This window comes from Paenibacillus sp. J31R109 (assembly GCF_059692055.1).
Map to the genome: position 1 here is coordinate 40,854 of NZ_JCAUAR010000029.1, position 21,690 is coordinate 62,543.

General features: G+C 46.4%; 13 protein-coding genes and 1 rRNA gene. All 14 read left to right on the forward strand.

Annotated features, from left to right (window positions below; genetic code table 11):
- Positions 1-134: 134 nt before the first annotated feature.
- Positions 135-1,919 carry a cache domain-containing sensor histidine kinase gene (locus AC58QT_RS33775; protein WP_497412821.1) on the forward strand — a complete coding sequence of 595 codons (1,785 nt, stop codon included), beginning with the start codon at positions 135-137 and terminating at the stop codon, positions 1,917-1,919.
- Complete coding sequence (locus tag AC58QT_RS33780; protein WP_497412822.1) at positions 1,916-3,412, forward strand: response regulator transcription factor; 1,497 nt, start codon at positions 1,916-1,918, stop codon at positions 3,410-3,412. Before AC58QT_RS33775 ends, AC58QT_RS33780 begins: the two co-directional genes overlap by 4 nt.
- Positions 3,413-3,600: 188 nt before the next feature.
- Positions 3,601-4,527: an ABC transporter permease gene (locus AC58QT_RS33785; RefSeq protein ID WP_497412832.1), complete on the forward strand. Its 927-nt coding sequence runs from the start codon at positions 3,601-3,603 to the stop codon at positions 4,525-4,527.
- 21 nt (positions 4,528-4,548) lie between these two features.
- On the forward strand, positions 4,549-5,418 hold the full coding sequence (locus AC58QT_RS33790) for a carbohydrate ABC transporter permease (RefSeq protein ID WP_497412823.1): 870 nt from the start codon (positions 4,549-4,551) through the stop codon (positions 5,416-5,418).
- A 64-nt stretch (positions 5,419-5,482) separates the two neighbouring features.
- On the forward strand, positions 5,483-7,201 hold the full coding sequence (locus AC58QT_RS33795) for a type 2 periplasmic-binding domain-containing protein (protein ID WP_497412824.1): 1,719 nt from the start codon (positions 5,483-5,485) through the stop codon (positions 7,199-7,201).
- A gap of 19 nt (positions 7,202-7,220) precedes the next feature.
- Complete coding sequence (locus tag AC58QT_RS33800) at positions 7,221-9,476, forward strand: glycoside hydrolase family 30 protein (RefSeq protein ID WP_497412825.1); 2,256 nt, start codon at positions 7,221-7,223, stop codon at positions 9,474-9,476.
- A gap of 825 nt (positions 9,477-10,301) precedes the next feature.
- Complete coding sequence (locus tag AC58QT_RS33805; protein ID WP_497412826.1) at positions 10,302-12,587, forward strand: helix-turn-helix domain-containing protein; 2,286 nt, start codon at positions 10,302-10,304, stop codon at positions 12,585-12,587.
- A gap of 234 nt (positions 12,588-12,821) precedes the next feature.
- Complete coding sequence (locus tag AC58QT_RS33810) at positions 12,822-13,790, forward strand: ABC transporter permease (RefSeq protein WP_310502619.1); 969 nt, start codon at positions 12,822-12,824, stop codon at positions 13,788-13,790.
- 13 nt (positions 13,791-13,803) lie between these two features.
- The gene (locus AC58QT_RS33815; protein ID WP_497412827.1) at positions 13,804-14,691 is read left to right on the forward strand and encodes a carbohydrate ABC transporter permease; all 888 of its coding nucleotides are present in this window, start codon (positions 13,804-13,806) and stop codon (positions 14,689-14,691) included.
- Positions 14,692-14,748: 57 nt separating this feature from the next.
- The gene (locus AC58QT_RS33820) at positions 14,749-16,386 is read left to right on the forward strand and encodes a type 2 periplasmic-binding domain-containing protein (RefSeq protein WP_497412828.1); all 1,638 of its coding nucleotides are present in this window, start codon (positions 14,749-14,751) and stop codon (positions 16,384-16,386) included.
- 97 nt (positions 16,387-16,483) lie between these two features.
- The gene (locus AC58QT_RS33825; protein WP_497412829.1) at positions 16,484-18,373 is read left to right on the forward strand and encodes a heparinase II/III domain-containing protein; all 1,890 of its coding nucleotides are present in this window, start codon (positions 16,484-16,486) and stop codon (positions 18,371-18,373) included.
- A 31-nt stretch (positions 18,374-18,404) separates the two neighbouring features.
- Positions 18,405-19,076 (forward strand): hypothetical protein, encoded by a 672-nt coding sequence (locus AC58QT_RS33830; protein WP_497412830.1) that lies wholly within the window; start codon positions 18,405-18,407, stop codon positions 19,074-19,076.
- Between the two features lie 67 nt (positions 19,077-19,143).
- On the forward strand, positions 19,144-21,195 hold the full coding sequence (locus tag AC58QT_RS33835) for a CBM96 family carbohydrate-binding protein (protein WP_497412831.1): 2,052 nt from the start codon (positions 19,144-19,146) through the stop codon (positions 21,193-21,195).
- A 389-nt stretch (positions 21,196-21,584) separates the two neighbouring features.
- A 16S ribosomal RNA gene (locus AC58QT_RS33840) occupies positions 21,585-21,690 on the forward strand; the annotation flags it as partial.

Below are 21,690 nucleotides of genomic sequence, written 5' to 3' on the forward strand. Positions count from 1 at the left end.
AACGAATCGGTCACTTACGAAAACCTCTGGTACTTGTACCAGAGGTTTTTCTATATAATTTTCGAGAGAAAACGTATGATTTTCAAGGCGTTAGAATCTCCTGTAAGCTATAATACGTGTACGGGGGTGCGTACATGTTCAAGAAGAATCTATCGTTTAAACTCATCGCCTCGTTATCCGTGTTAATCATGGTGATCTTCCTCATTTCTGGGTATGCCACCTATACCGTTTATCTCAAACTTTTCACGACGGAAATTAGCAAACAGTTCGCTAAGGCCAATGAGCAAGCAACTGCTCGTGTGGAAACACAAATTCAGAATCTATATAAAGCAACCAATTATATTGTGTTCCATCCCTACATCGAAGATATTCTTAGGCGCTCAGCAGAGCGTGCCGAAGATACTTTCTACAACCGCTTACTTGATCAGGACGAGCTGACGAAGCTGCTGAATCAGATCTCGATTGATGAACCCAAGCTTTCCAGCATGTATGTGTACAATACGAAAGGCTCTGGCTATTTTTTTGAAAATAATGCAGGTACCGTCATCCCCCTCAGTGATGCCAACTATGCAGCGGTTCTTCGCTCCTTAGAGGGATCTAACGGTGAGCTGGTATGGCAGCCTCTGAAAATATCGAGCATCGAAAGCTCCGGCTATCGCAACGTGATCTCGGCGGCACGCTATATGAAGAACAAGAAGCAAGAGCTCTACGGCAACCTGATTTTATTTTACGATCAATCCATCTTTGGTTCGATTCTCGATGAATTAGCCAGAGGTGAGAATGCGCAGGTGATCTTGCTTGATAGTCATGATAAAGTCGTGTATACAAATGTGAAGCCTAATCGCAACTTTACGTTAGAGGACTTGTTACATGTACCAAACTCTCAAATAGTGAAGTCGAATGGGGAGTCGATCCTCGTTAGTCGCAATAAGACGCAAGACTCCGGGATGACACTCATCAGCACCTTATCACTGAAGTCCATTAACGAGAAGAGTCAGGTTATTTTCCAAATCGCCCTCTATTCAGGTCTTGTCAGTATATTACTAGCTTCTTTACTCATTTTCTTCACGGGCAAAAGATTGCTGGGTCCCCTGCACACGTTAGTTACGGGGATGAAAAAGCTCCGCAGCGGCCGCTTCGATACGCGGATTCGCATCTCCACCCAAGACGAGCTCGCGTTTCTAGGCCATAGCTTTAATGAAATGGCAGCGAATATTGAGTCGCTTGTTGAGGAAGTGTATGAACGTAAGTTGAATGAGCGGGAAGCTGAGCTTAGAGCGCTGCAAGCGCAACTGAATCCTCATTTCCTTTATAACACTTTGGATACGATTCATATGAAGCTGTACCTGGGTGAGAATGATGAACAAGCGGCTCAGTTGGTGCTGTCCTTGTCTGGGCTGCTGCGCTATGCGCTGCAGAATCCAAATGCCTATACGACCGTAAAAGATGAGATCGAACACATTACGAAATATATCCATATTCAACGTGTACGGATTGGCGGCAGGCTCGAGACGTTCATTCAAGTAGACGAGGAAGCGGAGCAGCTTCCAGTGATTCGGCTCATTTTGCAGCCGCTGGTGGAGAACGCTTTTGTGCACGCTTTTGCCCAAATGTCCAAAATCTGCATTCTGCGCATTAAGGTCTACATTAATCAATCCTTATTATGTATCGAAATTAGTGATAATGGTCGAGGCATGACACAGGAGCAGATAGAGACAATCATGCAGCTGCAGCATCGCAGGGTAGAGGAGCCAAACAGTGCCACTGGTGGAATTGGACTGAAAACCGTGATCAGACGTGTCAGTCTTATGTATGGTTCTCCGTATGGATTAGTTATCCACAGTGAACCTAATGCGGGCACGACGATGAAACTAATACTCCCCGTTCAAACCCAGATGGAAGGAAGTCGGCAGCGATGAAAGGGAAACTGTTACTTGTAGACGATGAGCATCTCATACGCAGGGGCTTGTCTAAAATGATCGAAGCAAGCCATGCCGGTTGGACTGTCATTGGCGAGGCTGAGAACGGAGTGCAAGCTTTATCTCTCATCGAAGAGCTTGAGCCTGATCTGGTCATTACAGATATTCGCATGCCCGAAATGGACGGTGTCGAGCTTTGCCAGCGCATTTCTGAGTTAGGCCGCTCCATCGACGTGATGGTGCTGACAGCGCATAAAGATTTTGAATTTGCACAAGCGGCGCTACGCTATGGGGCCATTGATTTCCTGCTGAAGCCTATCTCCGCTCAAGAATTGGTACCTCCACTGGAGAAAGCTTATCGCTTATATGCGGAGCGCCAAGAGCAGGCTGAACGCAGTCAACTCGAGCAAACTCGCTTGCTCGAGCATCAAATTCAGTCATGGCTAGTGGGCCTCCCGATGGATGAAGATGCAGTGGCACGTCTGCAAATGACCTGTGAGGGTAGACAGCTATTGGTATTTAGAGTCGACACGTACACACCGTCATCCAAAAGCTATCGGCGCGAAGATGCGAGACTGCTGCAATTTGCCCTACTGAATATGATGAAGGAATGGCTCACCATCTCGCAGTTATCTGGCAGCATTACGAATGTGAAGCACGATGTTTTCGCTGTGATGAGCGATAAATCTTACTCGCTCACTTCCTTCGAGCTTGGGTTGGTGGCATCCACACAAAGCCTGCTCGGCTTAACACTCCGGTCAGAAGCTTATGAGAGCATACGCCCCTTATATGGTCATTTCGCTTCTTATGAGGGGAGCGGCAAAGCGGAACTGCAGATCCCTGATCATGCTGCTCGGAGCAAAAGCATCCAAACCGAAGTGATGTCCTTCATCGTACAGGGAAAAACAGAGCAGCTGCGTGAATACTTGGAGATGCATCTCCGGCAAGTGACCGAGATGAATGTGAACGATGCCAAAATCGAGGGACTCAGCACGGCTCTAGCATTGGCGGCAGCAAGTAAGCGGGCCTTGGATGGAGAGGACGCCGAAGAGAAGAGGCTCGGGGAGTGGATTGAGGCGCTGCAGCCCATTCGATTATCCACCGAAGTCGCGGAGTGGCTATCCAAACAGATACAGGCCTTTATGTGGTTGTTAAATTCGTGGTTAGCCGGTAAAAATGTCAATTTACTGGATAAAGCCATAGCCTATATGGAGCGAAATTACGAGGGAGCTTGCTCCATTCATGATGTCGCCCAGCATGTACATCTCAGTGTGAGCTACTTTAGCAACCTTTTCAAAAAAGAAACGGGCGAAAGCTATACCAACTACTTAACGAAGTTCCGTTTGGAGAAGGCGAAAATTTTACTAAGCAATACGAATATGAAAATATCCGAAATTGCCGAATCGGTCGGCTACGAGGATCCGAACTATTTTACCACCGTATTTCGAACGTGGGTGCATTGCTCGCCGAGTGAATATCGGAAGATGGGCTAGTTTAGCTGTAAGTCAAAGGCATGTAGCGCAATTCGCTGCGTGCCTTCTCTTTTTACTCCTTAATCTCCGTATAATTTTCGAGGTATTGCTTATCAGATTCAAGGTAGGTTTAAAACTTTCCTTCTATAATAAGAAGTAGAAAGGAGAGAGATACGATGAACCCAAATTCGGAGATACATACCACAGTCATGCCGAATCAGCTGCGTAATGTGAAAGCCAAATCTAGGCTTCGCTGGAAGGAAAGTTTACCGCTTATTCTCATGTTGATTCCCGGCATATTGTTCTATGTGCTGTTTAAATATTTGCCGATGGGAGGGCTTGTCATTGCCTTCAAAGACTACAATTTCACGGACGGTATTCTTCACAGCCCTTGGATCGGGACGAACAATTTCGAAACCTTGTTTAAACAAGACCAGACGTTGGACATTATCCGCAACACACTTGTACTAAGCGGTTTAACGATTATTTGTGGGTTTCCCATTCCAATTGCGCTTGCGATCATGTTGAATGAAGCTCGTCGAATGTGGTTCAAACGGATCGTGCAGACCATTCTCTATATGCCTCACTTTTTCTCATGGGTCATTGTGGGTGGCTTGATTATCTCAATCCTGTCGATTGAATCAGGCACCGTGAACAACTGGATCAAGCTTTCGGGCGGGGAGCCCTTCGCATTCTTATACAACACGAAGAGTTGGATCGCTGTTTTTATCTCCTCAGGGGTATGGAAGGAAATGGGTTTTAATGCCATCATCTACTTGGCTGCATTGACGGCCATTGATCCCTCTCTATATGAATCGGCTAATATCGACGGTGCGAACAAATGGCAGCAGATTCGTCATGTGACGATTCCCGGAATTAGCACAACGATCGTCCTTCTGCTCATTTTACAGTTAGGCAAGGTAATGGAGATTGGCTTCGATCATGTGTATGTGTTGCAAAATTCATTAAACGCCAGTGTCTCCGAGGTCATTTCGACCTACATGTATCGCGTGGGACTTCAAGGTGGGCAATTTAGCCTGACGGCAGCAATGGGCTTTTTTGAATCCGTTGTAGGCTTTGTACTTGTCTATTCTGCTAATGCGCTGGCTCGCCGTTTCGGACATGGATTATTTTAAAAGTGGAGGTGACATAAAAACATGAGAACGTCCTTCGGAGACCGCCTCTTTTTCGGACTTAATTATAGTTTACTGGCGCTGATCGCCTTGACCTGTTTGCTGCCTTTGCTGCATATTGCCTCGTTATCGCTGAGTCATACGCAGGAAATTCTTTCAGGCAGAGTCACGTTCTGGCCGGTTGGCTGGAATACGGATGCCTTTACGTCGATGATTGAAGGGACACGGATGCTATCTGCTTTCAGAAATAGTGTTGTGATCACTGTCGTGGGTGTTGCACTAAGTATGCTAGTAACCATACTGACGGCTTATCCGTTGTCACGTAAATTATTTCCCGGCAGACGCTATGTGACCTTGGCTTTGATTTTTACCATGATGTTTACCGGTGGAATGATTCCCACGTATCTCATTGTGAAAACATTTGGACTTGTGAACAGTTACTGGGCACTATGGATTCCCGCTCTCGTGAATACATACAATATGCTCGTCATGAAGACGTACTTCGAGAACATCCCAGATGAGCTGGAAGAAGCGGGGAAAATGGATGGATGCGGGCAATGGCGTCAGCTGCTGCAAATCATTTTGCCATTATCTAAGCCTGTACTGGCGACGATCACGCTATTTTATGCGGTCAGCTATTGGAACTCATTTTTCAATGTAATGCTTTATATCAATGAGTCCGCGAAATATAATTTGGCGGTCCTTGTCCAAAATATGATTCAAAATCAGCAGCTTCTGCAGGAGATTGTTTTAACAGGTGCCCAAGTTGAAGTTGTGCCAGAATCCTTGAAGGCGGCAAGTGTCATGATTATGATGCTGCCGATGATCGTGATCTATCCTTTTTTGCAAAAGTATTTCGTGAAAGGTGTTATGCTCGGCGCTGTAAAAGGTTAGATTCATCCAGTATCGGATTCACCATGCTTATCAAGCGTTTTATATATGAAAGGGGTATGTAGACATGAGAAATATGAAAGTGAAGCTTGCTTTAGCGGGAACGGCTGTACTAGCTGTAACGGTTATCGGCTGTTCCAAGGATGAGGGAAGTACTTCTACTGCATCACCAGCGGCATCGTCATCAGTATCAGCAGCACCAACCAAAGCGCCGGAGGTTCGCAAAGACATTACCGTAACCGCTTACGACACAGGACGTGTTTCCCAAGATGAAGGAACCAATGAGTCTAATCGCTGGACCAAATGGATCAACGAAAAAGGGCCTGAGAATGTGAAATTCACAGCGGTTTCTTTTGCCCAAATTAAAGAAAAAACGAATGTCATGTTCGCCTCCGGATCTGCACCCGATCTCTTAATGGTGTTCGATCCAACGATCAGAAACCCCTTGTACGAGCAGAAGCAACTGCTGCCTCTCGATGATTTGATTGCCAAGAGTTCCACAGATTACAAGAAGCTGCTTGAGCAAAATCCACTGCTCCGTAAAGCTGGCACCAAGCCAGACGGTAAGCTCTATGAAGTTGGGCATATTCAATGGGTGAATCCGCTTCGTGGCGTCATTATCCGTACAGACTGGTTGAAGAAGCTCGGTCTCGACATGCCGAAAACAACGGACGATTTGTATAAGGTTGCGAAGGCTTTTGCGGAACAGGATCCAGACGGCAATGGTAAAAAGGATACGTTTGGTATCGCCTTGGCTGGCTCCATGGAATACACAATCAACCAAATGTTCTATGCGATTAAGCCTTGGGTTGTCAAAGACGGCAAGTTGACGTACAGCTGGGAAAACATTAAGGTTGCGACTGATTTTAAGAAAAAGCTATACAGTGAAGGCATTGTAGATAAGGACTTTTTCAATGATAAAAATATGGCGAAGGCCAAACAAGACTTTATCACAGGTAAAGTTGGCATCATTTCACCGAACTTTAATACACCGCAGGATATCGTGTCACAGTTTCTAGATCCGCTTCAAAAGAACGTGCCGACTGCAACGATGACGCTGATGCCGTTCCCGACAAGTCCATTCGGACGCTATACGCCTTCGTTGGAAAATCCGGTGCAAATGACAGGTGCCGTTGCGGCCTCCACGAAAAACGCAGACGCTGTGATGAAATATATTGATTTCATGGCGAAAGACTCCACGGCCGATGTTCTCGATAATGGAACGGAAGGCGTTCATACGAAAACAGTTGACGGCTGTGCACAAATTATCGATGCCGACAAATTTAAGAAAGAAGTTAGCGATATCACGGTTTATATGAAAATGCTGACGAATACAGGCTTGCGCTTTAATAAATGTTCCACAGCAGCGGTTCAGTATAAGAGTGACCCACGTGTGCAGGATTACTACCAATTGCTGCGTGATACTTATCTAACGTTCGATTTACCTTACGCAGAATTGACGCACTCGGAACATATGCCGCAGCTGCCGAAAGATCTTGCAACGATTGTGACGAACACAGACAAACAAGTGAATAGCATGGTTGGTGCTGGCAATGGAACGGTTTGGGCCAAATCCATCGTGGAAGGCGATAAATACTCCACCGATGATGCGATGAAAGAAGCGATCAGCATTTGGGAAAAAGCAGATGGTAAGAAAGTCGAAGAGTGGATGGCCAACTGGTACGCAACGCAGAAAGATAGTGCTTTCTTAGCGAAGGATATGTATGAAATCGCGAAGCAGCAGGATCAGAAGTATAAACAAATTATGAGTGAAATTAAAAAATAATCCTTAGGAGGGCAGACGCATGACGCGAGTCATTAAGTGTGTGGATGCCAAGCAGGGCCGAGTGTTTGAAGGCATTGGCGGCATTACGAGCAACGGCATGTCAAAGCTGCTTATGGATTATCCGGAGCAGCAACGTAACGAAATTATGGATTTATTGTTTAAACCGATGTATGGGGTTAGCTTGCAGCATTTGAAGGTGGAGCTGGGTTCCGATGTGAACACTTCGGCGGGTACCGAGCCTTCGCATATGCGGAGTCGATCGGACTTTGACATTACGCGAGGCTACGGGCTGCCGATCGCTAAGCTGGCTAAGGCGATTAACCCAGCGCTGCTGCTAGACGCGTTGCGCTGGGGGACGCCGCTCTGGATTCAGAACGATGAGGATAAGCTGGCGTATTACTTGAACTTTTTGCGCGGAGCAAGGGACGAATACGGACTCGAATTCGATTTCCTCGGTCCGGATATCAATGAGGGCGCATTCAGTCGCGACTGGACGGTGAATACGCTGGTCCCTGGCCTCAAGCGGGAAGGCTTCGGCCATATCAAGCTGGTCGCTGACGATAGCGACCATGGCTGGGAAATCGCCGACCATGCGGCCGAGGATCCGGAGCTGTTCGACGCGGTGCACGCGTATGGCGTGCATTATCGCCAAGACAGCACGGAGACGGCCAAGGTCAGCGGGAAATCGCTATGGCTAAGCGAGGACCTCGCGCCATTCCGCCACAGCTTTAGCCGAGGTGCTTTGCATATCGGCCAACGCATCATCGACATGTATGTCGATGGCAAGATGGTGAAATACGAGCTGCATCCTTTGCTGGAAGCGGAGTATGAGAACACGCCTTTCAACTACAAAGGCATCTTGGTTGCCACTTGGCCATGGTCGGGGCATTACCGGATCGATCCTGGTTTCTGGGTGATTGCGCATTTCACGCAGTTCATGCAGCCAGGCTGGATCTATCTCGATGACGCATGTGGACAATTGGAGACAGGCGGCTATGTGACGCTGACCGATCCGTGTACGACGGATATCTCGATAGTTGTTGTAAATAATGGACCAGCGTCATGTAGTTACCAATTCGACACCGGAAATACCGATCGGAAGCTGTATATCTGGAAGACAACCGAATATGCTCATTTTCAACTGGTTGCTACACATCTGGAGTCAGAGGGCCCGTATCAATTCACAGCCGAGCCGTATGCTATCTATACGATCACGACGACAACTGGGCAGCGCAAAGGCGATGAAGAGCTCAGCATAACAGCGGAAACGGCATTCCCACTTCCATATCGTGATGACTTCACGGACGGTCGTCCCAGTGGCAATCCGAAGTACTTGTCTGATCAAGGAGGCGCATTTGAATTCGAGCCGAATTCTGATGACGGGGGCCTAATCCTGCGCCAGCAAGTAAGGGAAGAGCAAATCCCGATTGACTGGACGTATCGTCGAACACCCGAACCCTATACGCTCTTCGGCAGCCTGGAATGGACCAACTATCGTTTGTCGGTAGAAGTCCAGCTGGAACAGCAGGCAGGCTATATCGGATTAGGCGGCCGCATCAGCTATACATCCAAAAGCAATGAGCCGCCGGAAGGCTACTGGCTGCGCATGCGACATACGGGGCGGTATGAGCTGATGAAAGGGAAATATCCCCTTTTGCAGGGAGACACAACCGCCTTGGATCCGCAAGCATGGTACGCCTTGGAATTAGCGTTTGAAGGAAAAACCATTAAAGCCTATTGGAACGGTGAGCAATTGTTTGACTATACAGATAGCGAAATTCCGAGCGGCCATGCTGCGCTGCTAAGCAGCTATCATCGTCACGCCTTCCGTGGATTGCGGATCGAACCCATCCGGGAATCTTCTTCTGTGTCGTGTACGCGCTATCTAAACACAAATTCAGCCATTCATTACTCAGGTGAGTGGGATCGTGCTGATGGTGATTGGAACGTCTACGCTCGAACACTGGCCAAATCAGGTACAGCTGGAGCTGAATTATCATTCCGATTCAAGGGTGAAGCTGCCAGCATTATTGGAAAGAAATGCGCAGACGGTGGATTCTTCGATGTTTACCTGAATGGCACTTATCAAGGGACAGTTGATACGTATAGACAGCAAACTGGATTCCGCAAATCAGTTTATAGTGTGTCTAGTTTAGATCCTGAGACAGAGACGGAGATCCGATTAGTCGTCAAAGGAATGAAGCATCCAGAATCCGTAGATACGCATGTGTACATTAACGCCGTGGAAGTAGTTGCAGGACAGCTGCTGTCTTAGAAAACGCTTATTAAAGATTGAGGGCCAAGAGTCATTCTTGGCTCTTTTTTGCGTGGTAGTCTTAAAAACTTACCCCCTAAATTGGGAAGCCGTATGCTAGGCTGGTCATCTTCGAGACCCGATAGTCCGACATTATCGAATTAATTTCACTGTCTGCGCCAACATATCTTCATTAGTCCTAATTCGCCCAACTAAATCGCCCCAAACACACTTTTCTTAACCAAACTGATTAATTAGTTCGGCAGATTCTGACTATTACTACTTTCTTGAGAGGTATCCTCGTTTTAATTCGGAAATATCGGGCTAACACTAACCCTGATGCTCAATGCACAGCAAATCGCTGACCCAGCGCCGTCCTCGCCCAATAAGACCCCAAAAAGGTCTTATATCCCAGCGAATCGCCGCCCCAGCGCCGTCCTCGCCCCAATAAGACCCTAAAAGGGTCTTATATCCCAACAAATCGCCGCCCCAGCCCCGGATCCGCCGCAATAAGACCCCAAAAGGGTCTTATATCCCACCAAATCGCTGACCCAGCGTCGGCCTCGCTCCAATAAAACCCCAAAAGGGTCTTATATCCCAGCAAATCACTGCCCCAGCCCCGCATTCGCCCTAATAAGACCCCAAGAGAGTCTTATATCCCAACATTTCTCGAAGCCCTCCATCAACTCCACGCTCTAACGCGCCAGTAACTCCGCCGAACGACCATTAATCACTCATGACAAGCCTCCAATTTATGATATAGTAGAATTAATGTTTGAAAACGCTTTATCACGCTCCCGATCTGCCACCATTTATCCCACCTTGCAAGGAGGTGCTCCATCTTACATGTTTAACATCCGAGCTAGGATGAGCACTATCTACTCACGAATCCTCTTGTTCAACATCTTGCTTGTGATCATTCTTTCGTTAGCGCCTCAGCTCTTTTATATCCACTATTTCTCTACCGCCTATAATCAAGAAATCAATAGACAGAGTACCCAAGATGTCAACAAGCTGAAATATGCCGTGGACGAAACCATCCTAGATCGTGTCATCCGGTTGGTGAATATTTATTTCTCGGATATTCCAAGTAATGAAGTACTCGCTTATCCACTCACACACGATATTAGCGGCAATGGCTACAAGATTGCTGAGGTTAGCAACTTTTTGACGGACATCCCTTACAAGTTGAACTTCTTGCAATCCGTTGAAGTGTGGTATACAGCGGGCAACATGTACATTAATGATAAATATAGTTCGTACTTGGATTCGGCAGGCTCACTCAAAAGCTTAGATGAAACATGGATTAATTTCCTGCGTACGATGAATACTCCCAATCGGTGGTTGCCCCCTCGTGTAACCACGCCATCGAATACGACGGTAATCACCTATCTATCCAATATTCCGTTGATCGATAGCCTTGCGAATCGGCAAGCTGTCGTTGCCATTAACATCAAAGAGAGTGCGATCCACAATCTCATTCAATCCTCTCCGACAGACGGCGAAGTACTATTTATTGTAGATGAAACAGGAAAAGTGCTTGTCCACAGTGACAGCCAGTGGGTCGGCCAAAATTTTAACCAGAAGGATTACATGACGACGCTCCTGCAACAAACAGAATCAGGTACATTCGAAGCTTCCGTCGACGGCGTTCAAAGTGTTGTTTCCTACGCCAAATCCAAGTATAACAATTGGAAATACGTATCTGTCATTTCAATCGACACCCTGTATCAGAAATCCAAGCAGCTTAAGCATTATTTGCTGATCACAACGATCGGGCTGCTCACAGTAAGCTTACTTTTCTCGATTTATATGACCCACTGGGCAAATAAACCGCTGCGCAGCATCATTCAAACCATTCGCAATTTGGGAAGCTCGGATGGTCAAGAGAAGCAAGCCAAGAATGAATATACGATGCTTCATCAGGTAATTGATCGTGTATCCCATACCATCACTGATCTGAATCATCAAATGGAGACGAATAAACCAATTATTCGCGACAAGTTCATCATGCGGCTGCTGCAAGGGGACCTCGATCAGACCGATCCACAAGTAGCGAATATGGAGAAAACGCTCCAGCTTCATTTTGACGGTGAGAAAACAGCCTGTATGGCTCTTAAGGTTTTCGGTACAGAGGGAATTGGCCTGAAGAACGAGATGATGATTCAATACAGTATGCTGCAGCATGTTGAAGAACTTGGTCATTATAAACTAAATTCAACCATGGATAACGCCGGGCATATTATTGTGATACTCAATTATTCGCACCAATTGGATAAGGAGCAAATTCACAGCAGCATCAGCCAGCAGATGAAAGGGAGATTTGTACTCGGCTTCGGACGTGAGTACGACCATGCCTACGCCAACATCGCACAATCCTACACAGAAGCATGCGAGTGTTTGAACTACGCCTTCATCATGCCAACGGAATCATGCATCGCTTATGAAGACCTCGCCATCGCTCAACGCAAAGAGCACGGAAGCGGCCTGCAAATTATCGAGCAGTTGTCTGTCGCAGTACGTAATCGGAATCAGGAGATGGTGACTTCGATTCTGGATATATTACGGAAAGCGCTAGTTTCGGGCAGGTATCATATTGATTACTGCCGGAATACGGTGTTTGATGCGATTTCAATTATCCGGACAACCGCGATTTCAATGGATATTGATTTAGAGCGATTCCTTGGTTATGACATTCGGGATTATGGCCGAAAAATGGACAATGTTGCTGATTTAACGGACTGGCTCACCGGCGTAGCTGTGCAAATTATGGAGTACCACACCACCAATGTGACCAATGATGATCCCGGTACCGCACTAGAACGTCAGATCCTTGCTTATATTGAGATGAACATCTACAACGAGATCTCCTTGTCTTCATTGAGCGAAGGCATTCATATGAACTCCAGTTATGTGAGTCGGATCTACAAATCCGTTATGGGGTCAAATTTTTCGGAGCATGTGGCTGGTATCAAAATGAAACACGCGGAAAGCCTCCTCAGAGAAACGGACTTATCGATTAAAGAGATCGCAGCGAAGCTCGGTTATACGAGTCCTCGTTATTTTGCAAATGTGTTTAAAGATAACTTCGGATGTACACCCAAAAGTTATCGAGATAACCTCGAAATCTAGTCTTCCCCACAAGAGCTGCGATGCACTATGCATGGCAGTTTTTTCTTTCCCGCCGAAGCAAAAAAACAACACAGGTAAAAATCTCTGTCATTGCACAGCTAAAATATAGCGTATAGCCCTGCTCCGTACGAAGATGTAAAAAAAACAGCACTTCCGTAAAGTTATTGGGCGTTGTCGATCTCCCTGCATAGGCCGTACGATAAGCACACAAGACTTCGGAACAGGAGGCATAGCATGGAAAGCAACGCAATCATCGCAGCACGGGAAGCAAAGCAGCGCGTGCAACCGCAGATCAATAAAGAACGTGCTATCAAGCTCTATTGGAAACAAAAATATTTTTTCTTCATGTTAATACCCGTCATAGCCTACTATCTCATCTTCCACTACGCCCCCTTATATGGCATTGTTATTGCCTTTCAGAATTACTATCCACTGAAGGGCGTCGCAGGGAGCGAATGGGTAGGGTTAGATCATTTTAAGGAGCTATTCACGGGTCTGTATTTCTTACCGGTACTGAAGAATACCCTTATCATCTCTACGTATAAATTGATCTTTGGGTTCCCAGCACCGATCATTCTCTGTCTCATATTGAATGAGGTACGCCTAGTTTTCTTCAAGAAAGCCGTTCAGACCATCACTTATTTACCGCATTTCATTTCCTGGGTAATTCTTGGTGGTATTGTGATCGAATTTCTGTCACCGACACGAGGTTTGATCAATGCGATCATCATGGAATTTGGCCATAAACCGATCCTGTTCGTGACGAGTGAGACCTACTTTCGGTCCATCCTAGTCCTCTCCTCCATATGGAAGGAAGTCGGTTGGTCAACGATCATCTATCTAGCAGCCATCACAAGTGTTGATCCAGAGCTATATGATGCGGCGGATATGGATGGGGCGGGACGTCTCCGGAAAATATGGAACATCACGATGCCATCCATCATGCCAGTCGTAACCATCATGTTCATTTTTGCGGTAGGCGGCATCATTAATGATGATTTTGATCAAATTTACAACTTGCTCAATGCTTCCGTTCTCTCCGTTGGTGATGTAATTTCCACCTATACGTATCAGATTGGGCTTGTGAAAGGCGATTACAGTTTCGCAACGACTGTCGGTTTGTTCAAAAATATCATTGCCTTCTTCCTCATCTTGCTAACCAATTATGTCGCTAAGAAAACGAATGATTATTCCCTATGGTAGGTGATTTCAAGCAATGGTAACGACACGCAAGAAAAAGAAACGAACCTTTGAAGATCTCGTAATTGATACGATTGTTTATACGACGCTCATTCTGCTCAGTGTGCTGACCATTATCCCCTTCATGCAGGTCGTCACAGTGTCAATGAGCCCGCCAGAAGTGGTGAGCAGTTACGGTATTCATCTGATTCCGCTCAAATTTGATTGGGACGGTTATCGCAAAATATTTGCCTATCAGCAAATTTGGATTGGATACCAGAATACCATCGTACGTGTCATTCTCGGTATCGTCGTATCGATGACCTTAATGATTTTAGCAGCGTATCCCTTATCGAAAAAAAATCTGGTACACCGCAAGTTCTGGACGATTTTCATGGTGTTTACGATGTTTTTCAGCGGTGGTTTGATCCCGACTTACCTCATTGTCAAAGGTGTCGGACTCTATAACAGCGTTTGGGCACTTATCCTCCCTGTCGCAATTAATACCTTTACCATGCTAATTATCCGCAATTACTTTATGTCCCTACCCGAGGAGATTCAAGAGTCAGCCCGTATCGATGGGGCGAATGAGTTCGTTATTCTAACGCGCATCATCTTGCCGATTTCCATCCCGATCCTCGCTACAGTGGGCCTGTGGACGATGGTCTACCATTGGAATGAATGGTTTAACGCCATGATCTATCTCAAGGATTCGAAGAAAGCGGTCCTGCAGCTTGTGTTGCGCAAAATTATGTTTGAAGGCTCTGAGCCCCAGGCTGTTGAGGCAGCGAATACGATTTATGCGAACACCGACACGATGAAAATGGCTGCACTCATGGTATCCCTGATTCCACTGCTTGTTGTTTACCCTTTCCTGCAAAAATATTTCGTTAAAGGCGTCATGATTGGCTCATTAAAAGGTTAATCCCAGCCCCCTCACAGGGGATGGTTCACTAACATACATGTCTAGGAGGGTCTAAAAATGAAGCGTAAAGCAATTCGTCATGTAGGCAGCTTGGTGAGCGCAGCTTTATTAGTAGGGAGTTTGGCAGCATGCAGCAGCGGCACAGAGAGCAGTACGACAAGTACCCCAGCACCCGCAGCAACAGGTACAACAGCAACAGCAGCAGCGAAGAATGAAGCACCAGTAACAATTGAATGGGCAGGCTATAACATCAACGATGTCGCACCAGATGCGAATTCAGAGATCATACAGGAAGTGTCCAAACGTTTTAATGCAAAAATCAATGTCTGGACCGCGGATTCGCAGAAATACAGTGAAGTGTTCAACGTCCGCATGGCATCGGGAGAAATTCCGGATATTTTGAGGCTGAAAGGCTTTGAATTATCCAAACTCGTGGACAGTGGGGTAGCCGCTGAAATTCCAGTAGATACGATTAAGCAGAAAGCACCGAACTACTACAAATTAATCATGGACAATGACACTTCAGGGTCAGCTTTCCGTTCCAGCATGTACAAAGGCAAAAACTATGGCTTGTCCGCTTTCCAACTAGACGGCACCTATCCAACCAGCCTTGTATGGCGCACTGATTGGCTCAAAAATGTCGGTATTACCAAAGTACCTGAAACGTTAGCTGAGTTTGAGGATGCGATTTACAAGTTTACGAACAATGATCCTGATAAAAATGGCAAAAAAGACACGTACGGCCTCTCCAGCACGGCGATGCAAACAGTGTTGGGCGCTTTCGGACCGATCCCGACGGATGTCATCAAAGGCACAACGCCTTACTCGGCCCTCTGGTATACCGTGAAGGATAACAAAGTGACAATGGATGCAATCCAACCAGAAATGAAAGAAGGCCTCAAGTTGCTGGCCAAATGGTACAAAGACGGCGTCATCGATCCTGAATTCGTAACCGGTGAAAATAAGGGCGGCTATTGGGCGACTTCGCATGCCTTCATTAACAATCGCGTTGGTGTGACAGGTAACGTGATGTACTACCACTGGACACCGCCGCTTACAGAGGGAGATAAAGGTGGGGCCGTGTATCAAGAATTCATCAAAGTAAAGCCAGATGCCAAATACGATGAAACGTATTCACTCGGTAAAGCCATTAAAGGACCGGATGGCAAAGCCTTTGGGGCAAACATTTGGGGCTATAATAACGAAACACTGGTGATCACGAAGAATGCAGCGAAAGATCCGAGAAAGCTCGATACGATTCTGAAAATGCTGGATACACTGGTCACCGACAAAGACTATTACATGCTGGCTAACTACGGTGTCAAAGACAAGGATTATGCCATTAACGCAGACGGCTCTGTCGCTTCTAAGCTCAAGAATCCAACTGAAACCGCACAACGCGCTGTCTCCACTTTCGGCATGTACACGAACAATCCGGATGTAGTGAAGCAGATCTTCAAAGCGAAATATGTTGTAGCGGATAAAGTGAAAGGAACAGGCACACCGCCATCTTATCTGCCAAGTGTAGAAGCTTCCGGCAAGTACACAGCGGATTTACAGAAGCTGACGACGGAAAACTACATCAAAATCATTACAGGTGAGCAAACCGTTGATTCCTTTGATGATTATGTCAAAAAGGCACGATCAGCTGGAGCAAACGAGATTGAAAAGCAATACACCGAAGTCATTAAATAAAGCGTAACGATTGAACCGAAGACAGACTGTCACATTCGTAGCCAAACTGCAAATGAGGCAGTCTTTTCTTTACCCCGATAAGGAGGAGCTTAACGATATGAAGCTGACAGATTTCATCACCATTTCCGATGTGAGAACTCATATTTTAGGCAAAAGCATGGCGGGACGCATTTTCCCAGCACGCGATGATCGCGAGGCTTGGGCTGGCGTACCCATCGACTTACAGCAAGCTTGGGTGACACAAGCAGAGTCGTACCTGGACTATGAATGGCCATCTTTGCGTGCGACCGCCTTTATGGCCTATTTCGAAGAGGGAAGCCGTAAGCCTTACGATTCGGTTGAAACAGAAAGACGCAATGGGCTTTGCACACTCCTGATCGCAGAATGCATCGAAGCCAATGGGCGGTTCCTGCGGGAAATTATGAACGTGGTTTGGCTCCTCTGTGAGCAGACGACGTGGTGTGCGCCAGCTCATCATTATTTATCCCTTCGGCCCGAAACTGTCCTTTCTGACTCGGAAGAACATTTGTTCGATTTATCCGCAGGTGAAACCGCAGCGCTACTCGCTTGGACATCTCACTTGCTGCAATCTCAGCTAGATGAGATCTCTCCCCTCATTAGAGCACGCATCGGTGTAGAACTGGAACGCCGTATTATTGCTCCGTACACAGCTCGAAATGATTTCTGGTGGATGGGCTTTGGGGAACGAGAGGTAAATAACTGGAACCCCTGGTGCAATGCGAATATGTTAACAGTCTTGCTATTGCTGGAAATGGAGACAGAGCGGAAAGCAGTGCTCTACGATAAGGTGTTGCGCAGCTTAGATCGGTACGTTGAGGTACAGTTCGAGGATGGCGGGTGCGATGAAGGTTCAACGTACTGGGCTAGAGCGGCCGGGATGCTGTTAGTCAATCTTGAACTATTGTATCGTGCTTCGGACGGTGTGCTGTCGGTCTACGATCAACCTTTGATTAAAAAGCTAGGACAATTCGTCTACAACATGAATATTGACGGTTATTACTATGTTAATTTCGCAGATGGCTCCGCGATCGCATCACAGGATTACGGCATGATCCATTTGTACGGTTCACGTATTCAGGATGATAAGCTGCGTGCATTGGGACAGATTGGGTTCCGCACCTATCGAGTTTCTGATCGCAGAGGGAAGGGGATTTCCTTTTTTCAAGAAATGATCAGCTTGCATAGCTTCGAAAGTATTCATGCGGAGACTGTTTTACCAGCACCTCTTGTCAAAGATGTATGGCTTCCGAATCTGCAAGTAATGGCCTCCAGGGAATTGGAAGGCTCATCGCAAGGCCTATTTGTGGCAATCAAAGGCGGTCATAATGATGAAAGCCATAACCATAATGACATCGGTCATTTTGTGATTTATGTGAACGGGAAGCCGTTCTTGATTGATATCGGGGTAGAGACGTATACCCAGAAGACGTTTAGTCCACAGCGATATGACATATGGACGATGCAGTCTGGCTATCATAGTGTTCCGGTCATCAACGGTTTTGAGCAAAAGGAAGGCCGTTCCTTCCGCGCGGAGGACGTCACTTATGAGAACAGTGTGGACACTGTTCGTTTCGGGGTAGAACTAGCCAGCGCTTATCCGGCTGAAGCGGGTGTGCAGAGTTGGCACCGTAGTCTAACGCTGCATAGAGGGCTGAACCCAATCATTGAGCTGCAGGAATCGTGCTTGTTTACAGAGCCTACTGATCAATTGCTTCTCCATATGATGTCGAGCCAACCTCCCCAGCATCTTCAGCAGGGCCAGATACGTTTGCAAAATCAGGCGAACAATCAGCTCGTTCTTTTTTATGAGCATGAACAATGGGAGGCCGTATTTGAGCATATCACGATAACAGACGAAAGCTTGACGCGCGTGTGGGGCGACAGTCTGTATCGCATCCAATTTCAACTTCGTTATGCCGTGCAACAAGGCAATTGGGAGTTTCGAATGGCTGAAAGGCTGGAATAAACAACTAACTTGTCTATGGAGGAGAGGAATTATGAAGCCTATCGTGATCTTATTTCTTCTTTCTATCTTTGCGACTACAGGCTGCACGGAATGGCAGAACCCATCATTTGCAGGTCCTTCTTATGCCACAGTCGCTTATATCAATGATGTACCGATCGATGAGCGCGAGTTTCAGCTTTTTTTGAATGATGCGAAGGCGCAGACGGCAGGCTATTTCAAGAAAACCTATAACGCCGATGACTCAGCCTCCTTCTGGACGACGAGCTTTCAGGGGGAGGTGCCTATCGAGAGAGCCAAGCAGCTGGCCCTAGACCGTTTGAAAGAGGTCAAAGTGCAACAGCTTTTAGCCCAGCAATACGACCTCGTGAATGATCTTAGCTATACAACCTTTCTTACGAATTGGTCTCAGGAAAATCAGCGTAGGGAGAAAGCGATTAAGAATAACCAAGTCATCTATGGTCCTAGACAATATGAGGAACGAGGTTATTACACATATCTCTTTTCTAACTTAGTCCTGAAAGTAAAAGCCGTGTTTAAAGAAAAAACTGTACCGAAGGGAGGTGATGGCGCCAGTAGTGGCCTAACGGAAGATCAACTGCAACGCGCGCTGGACACTAGTTACGCAGAGAAAGTGAAGCAATTGAAAGATGCTGCACAAGTGAGGCTTGTGGACCACGTTTTTCAAGAAATGAAGATACAGTAGGCAAGTGTACTTCTTGTTGGTCTAGTTCCTGTAAACGCTTATATTTCATGGTAGAGGAGAATGATTGATGAAAATTTCAAAGGCATTTCGTTTATGCCTATCGGTCGGCCTAATTTTCACACTCTTATTGACGATTGTTTTATCGTTACCAGCACTAACAACCACGACGTATGCGAACAATACGACATACTATGTTGACTCCGCAGGAGGCAGTGATAGCAACAATGGTTTGAGTACAGGGACTGCCTGGCAAACGTTGACCAAAGTCAACAGCACGACATTTTTACCTGGGGATAAAATACTTTTTAAATCAGGCTCCGTTTGGACTGGGCAGTTGCACCCGCTTGGGTCTGGAGCTTCAGGGTCACCTATTATCATAGATAAATACGGCACAGGCAATAAGCCGATTATTAATGGGAATGGACTAACCGGAGGCACGGTCTATTTTTACAATCAGCAGTATTGGGAATTGAATAATTTGGAAGTCACGAATACATCAGCTTCTGCAGGTGACCGTTACGGGGTCAAGGTTGAGGCACATGATGTGGGAACCTACAACCATTTCTATATTCGAAATATGTATATCCACGATGTCACGGGAACGAATACCGATGCGTTGAAAGTAACTGGAGGTATCTATGTCCTTGTATCTGGCACCGCGGTAAGAACCAAATGGAACGACGTCCTCATTGATGGCAATACAATAGAGCGCACGGATCGTACGGGAATTAGCAATGGCAGCTCCTGGGGGAACAATGATGGGGCAGGCAACTTCGAGCCGTACACAAATCTTGTGATCAGCAACAACACGCTGAATGATATTGGCGGAGACGGCATTGTCATGAGGGCATCCATTAATGGTTTGGTTCAATATAACGTTGTGAATACAGCGCATGCGCGGGATACTCATTACAATGTGGCGATCTGGGCGATCAATAGCACGAATCCTGTAATGCAATATAATGAAGCCTACAATACCAAAACAACGAACGACGGCCAAGGCTTTGACTGTGACTTTAACTTGACTGGCTGTACGGTTCAGTACAATTATAGTCATGATAATGAGGGTGGCTTTCTGCTTGTCATGGGGAATGGATCAATTCGTAACGACAATATGATTGTTCGCTATAATATCAGTCAGAATGACCGGGCGCGTATTTTCCAATTCAATAGCGGTTACACGCCGTTGAATAGCCAAATCTATAATAATACCTTCTATATTGGGTCTGGTTTAAGCACGAGCATTACAACAGGGCTGGCAGGAAGCAATCCGATCTATTTTAAAAATAACATCGTATACAACGCAGGTAGCGGCGGCTATTCCGTCAAAGCGAATGACGTGTATGATTACAACGTTTTCTATGGTAACCATCCAGCCAGTGAGCCAAGCGATGCTCATAAATTAACGAGTGATCCACTTTTGGCAGGAGCGGGCAGCGGCGGCATTGGTTTAAGCACAGTCAATGGCTATAAGCTGGGAACAGGTTCACCAGCCTTATCCTCTGGTGTCTTAATCAGCAGTAATGGGGGCAAAGATTACTGGGGCAACACCGTCTCATCGTCGACTGCACCGAATCGCGGCGCTTATAATGGAGCGGGTATCGTCCTCACGACGCCGAATACATGGATAGCCGTGGATGATGCGAATGTAAGAGACGGTACTTACGCTACAGCGAATCAAGCTGGAACAACGGCTGTTACCGTGGATACGAAGAACGATTTAACTAGCTACAAACGTGATGGTTATTTTAAGTTTGATTTTAATAGCTATAGCGGGACTGTCTCTAACGCAACGATCACATTGAAGCCAATCACAGCTGCAATGAGCGGCATCCTTAATGAGGTCGCACTGGTTAGCGACAACACCTGGACAGAAGGCGCCATCACATGGGATACGAAGCCTTCCTCCAGCACCGTGCTTGGCACGTATACAATTGTAGCGGGTACGCCAATTACCATAAATGTAACATCTCAAGTGCAAGCGGCGATGTCCACCGGCAAGAAGCTTTCTATTCGGGTGTACAGCACGTCACCTGTGCATTCTAATGGGAATGTGTCCTTTGCTTCAAGCGAGAGTATCACGACAACGGATCGGCCTAAGTTAACTATTACACCGTAAGCATGAAAAAGGGTTGAATGCTCTGATGTAGATATCGACATGTCGTGTCGTGATGTCTGGGCATTTGGCTCTTTTTTAATCGGATAATTATTTTACTAATTGGAAAAATAAAACATTGCTATCTGATTGTCATCCATGCTATATTACAAATCCGGCCAAGAGATAGACAAGAAACAGACAGGCTGGTAACGAAAAAAAGAATTAAAAAAAAGCTTGCAATTAAAAAATGAACATGGTATATTACTTCTCGCTGCTTCGGTAACACGGCAGTGAACGAAAGAAATTGATCTTTGAAAACTGAACAACGAGTGAGTAAGCACAGTCGAGTAATCGACTATAAAAGAGATTGCAAAATCTCGCTAGCTTCAAATGAGCAAGTCAGCTTTTCTATTATGGAGAGTTTGATCCTGGCTCAGGACGAACGCTGGCGGCGTGCCTAATACATGCAAGTCGAGCGGGTTTGTCCTTCGGGACAAGCTAGCGGCGGACGGGTGA

What these genes read in the sequence shown, in the direction of transcription:
- AC58QT_RS33775 (WP_497412821.1), top strand. Translation starts at nt 135, where the DNA reads ATGTTCAAGAAGAATCTATCGTTTAAACTCATCGCCTCGTTATCCGTG.
- AC58QT_RS33780 (WP_497412822.1), top strand. Translation starts at nt 1,916, where the DNA reads ATGAAAGGGAAACTGTTACTTGTAGACGATGAGCATCTCATACGCAGG.
- AC58QT_RS33785 (WP_497412832.1), top strand. Translation starts at nt 3,601, where the DNA reads ATGCCGAATCAGCTGCGTAATGTGAAAGCCAAATCTAGGCTTCGCTGG.
- AC58QT_RS33790 (WP_497412823.1), top strand. Translation starts at nt 4,549, where the DNA reads ATGAGAACGTCCTTCGGAGACCGCCTCTTTTTCGGACTTAATTATAGT.
- AC58QT_RS33795 (WP_497412824.1), top strand. Translation starts at nt 5,483, where the DNA reads ATGAGAAATATGAAAGTGAAGCTTGCTTTAGCGGGAACGGCTGTACTA.
- AC58QT_RS33800 (WP_497412825.1), top strand. Translation starts at nt 7,221, where the DNA reads ATGACGCGAGTCATTAAGTGTGTGGATGCCAAGCAGGGCCGAGTGTTT.
- AC58QT_RS33805 (WP_497412826.1), top strand. Translation starts at nt 10,302, where the DNA reads ATGTTTAACATCCGAGCTAGGATGAGCACTATCTACTCACGAATCCTC.
- AC58QT_RS33810 (WP_310502619.1), top strand. Translation starts at nt 12,822, where the DNA reads ATGGAAAGCAACGCAATCATCGCAGCACGGGAAGCAAAGCAGCGCGTG.
- AC58QT_RS33815 (WP_497412827.1), top strand. Translation starts at nt 13,804, where the DNA reads ATGGTAACGACACGCAAGAAAAAGAAACGAACCTTTGAAGATCTCGTA.
- AC58QT_RS33820 (WP_497412828.1), top strand. Translation starts at nt 14,749, where the DNA reads ATGAAGCGTAAAGCAATTCGTCATGTAGGCAGCTTGGTGAGCGCAGCT.
- AC58QT_RS33825 (WP_497412829.1), top strand. Translation starts at nt 16,484, where the DNA reads ATGAAGCTGACAGATTTCATCACCATTTCCGATGTGAGAACTCATATT.
- AC58QT_RS33830 (WP_497412830.1), top strand. Translation starts at nt 18,405, where the DNA reads ATGAAGCCTATCGTGATCTTATTTCTTCTTTCTATCTTTGCGACTACA.
- AC58QT_RS33835 (WP_497412831.1), top strand. Translation starts at nt 19,144, where the DNA reads ATGAAAATTTCAAAGGCATTTCGTTTATGCCTATCGGTCGGCCTAATT.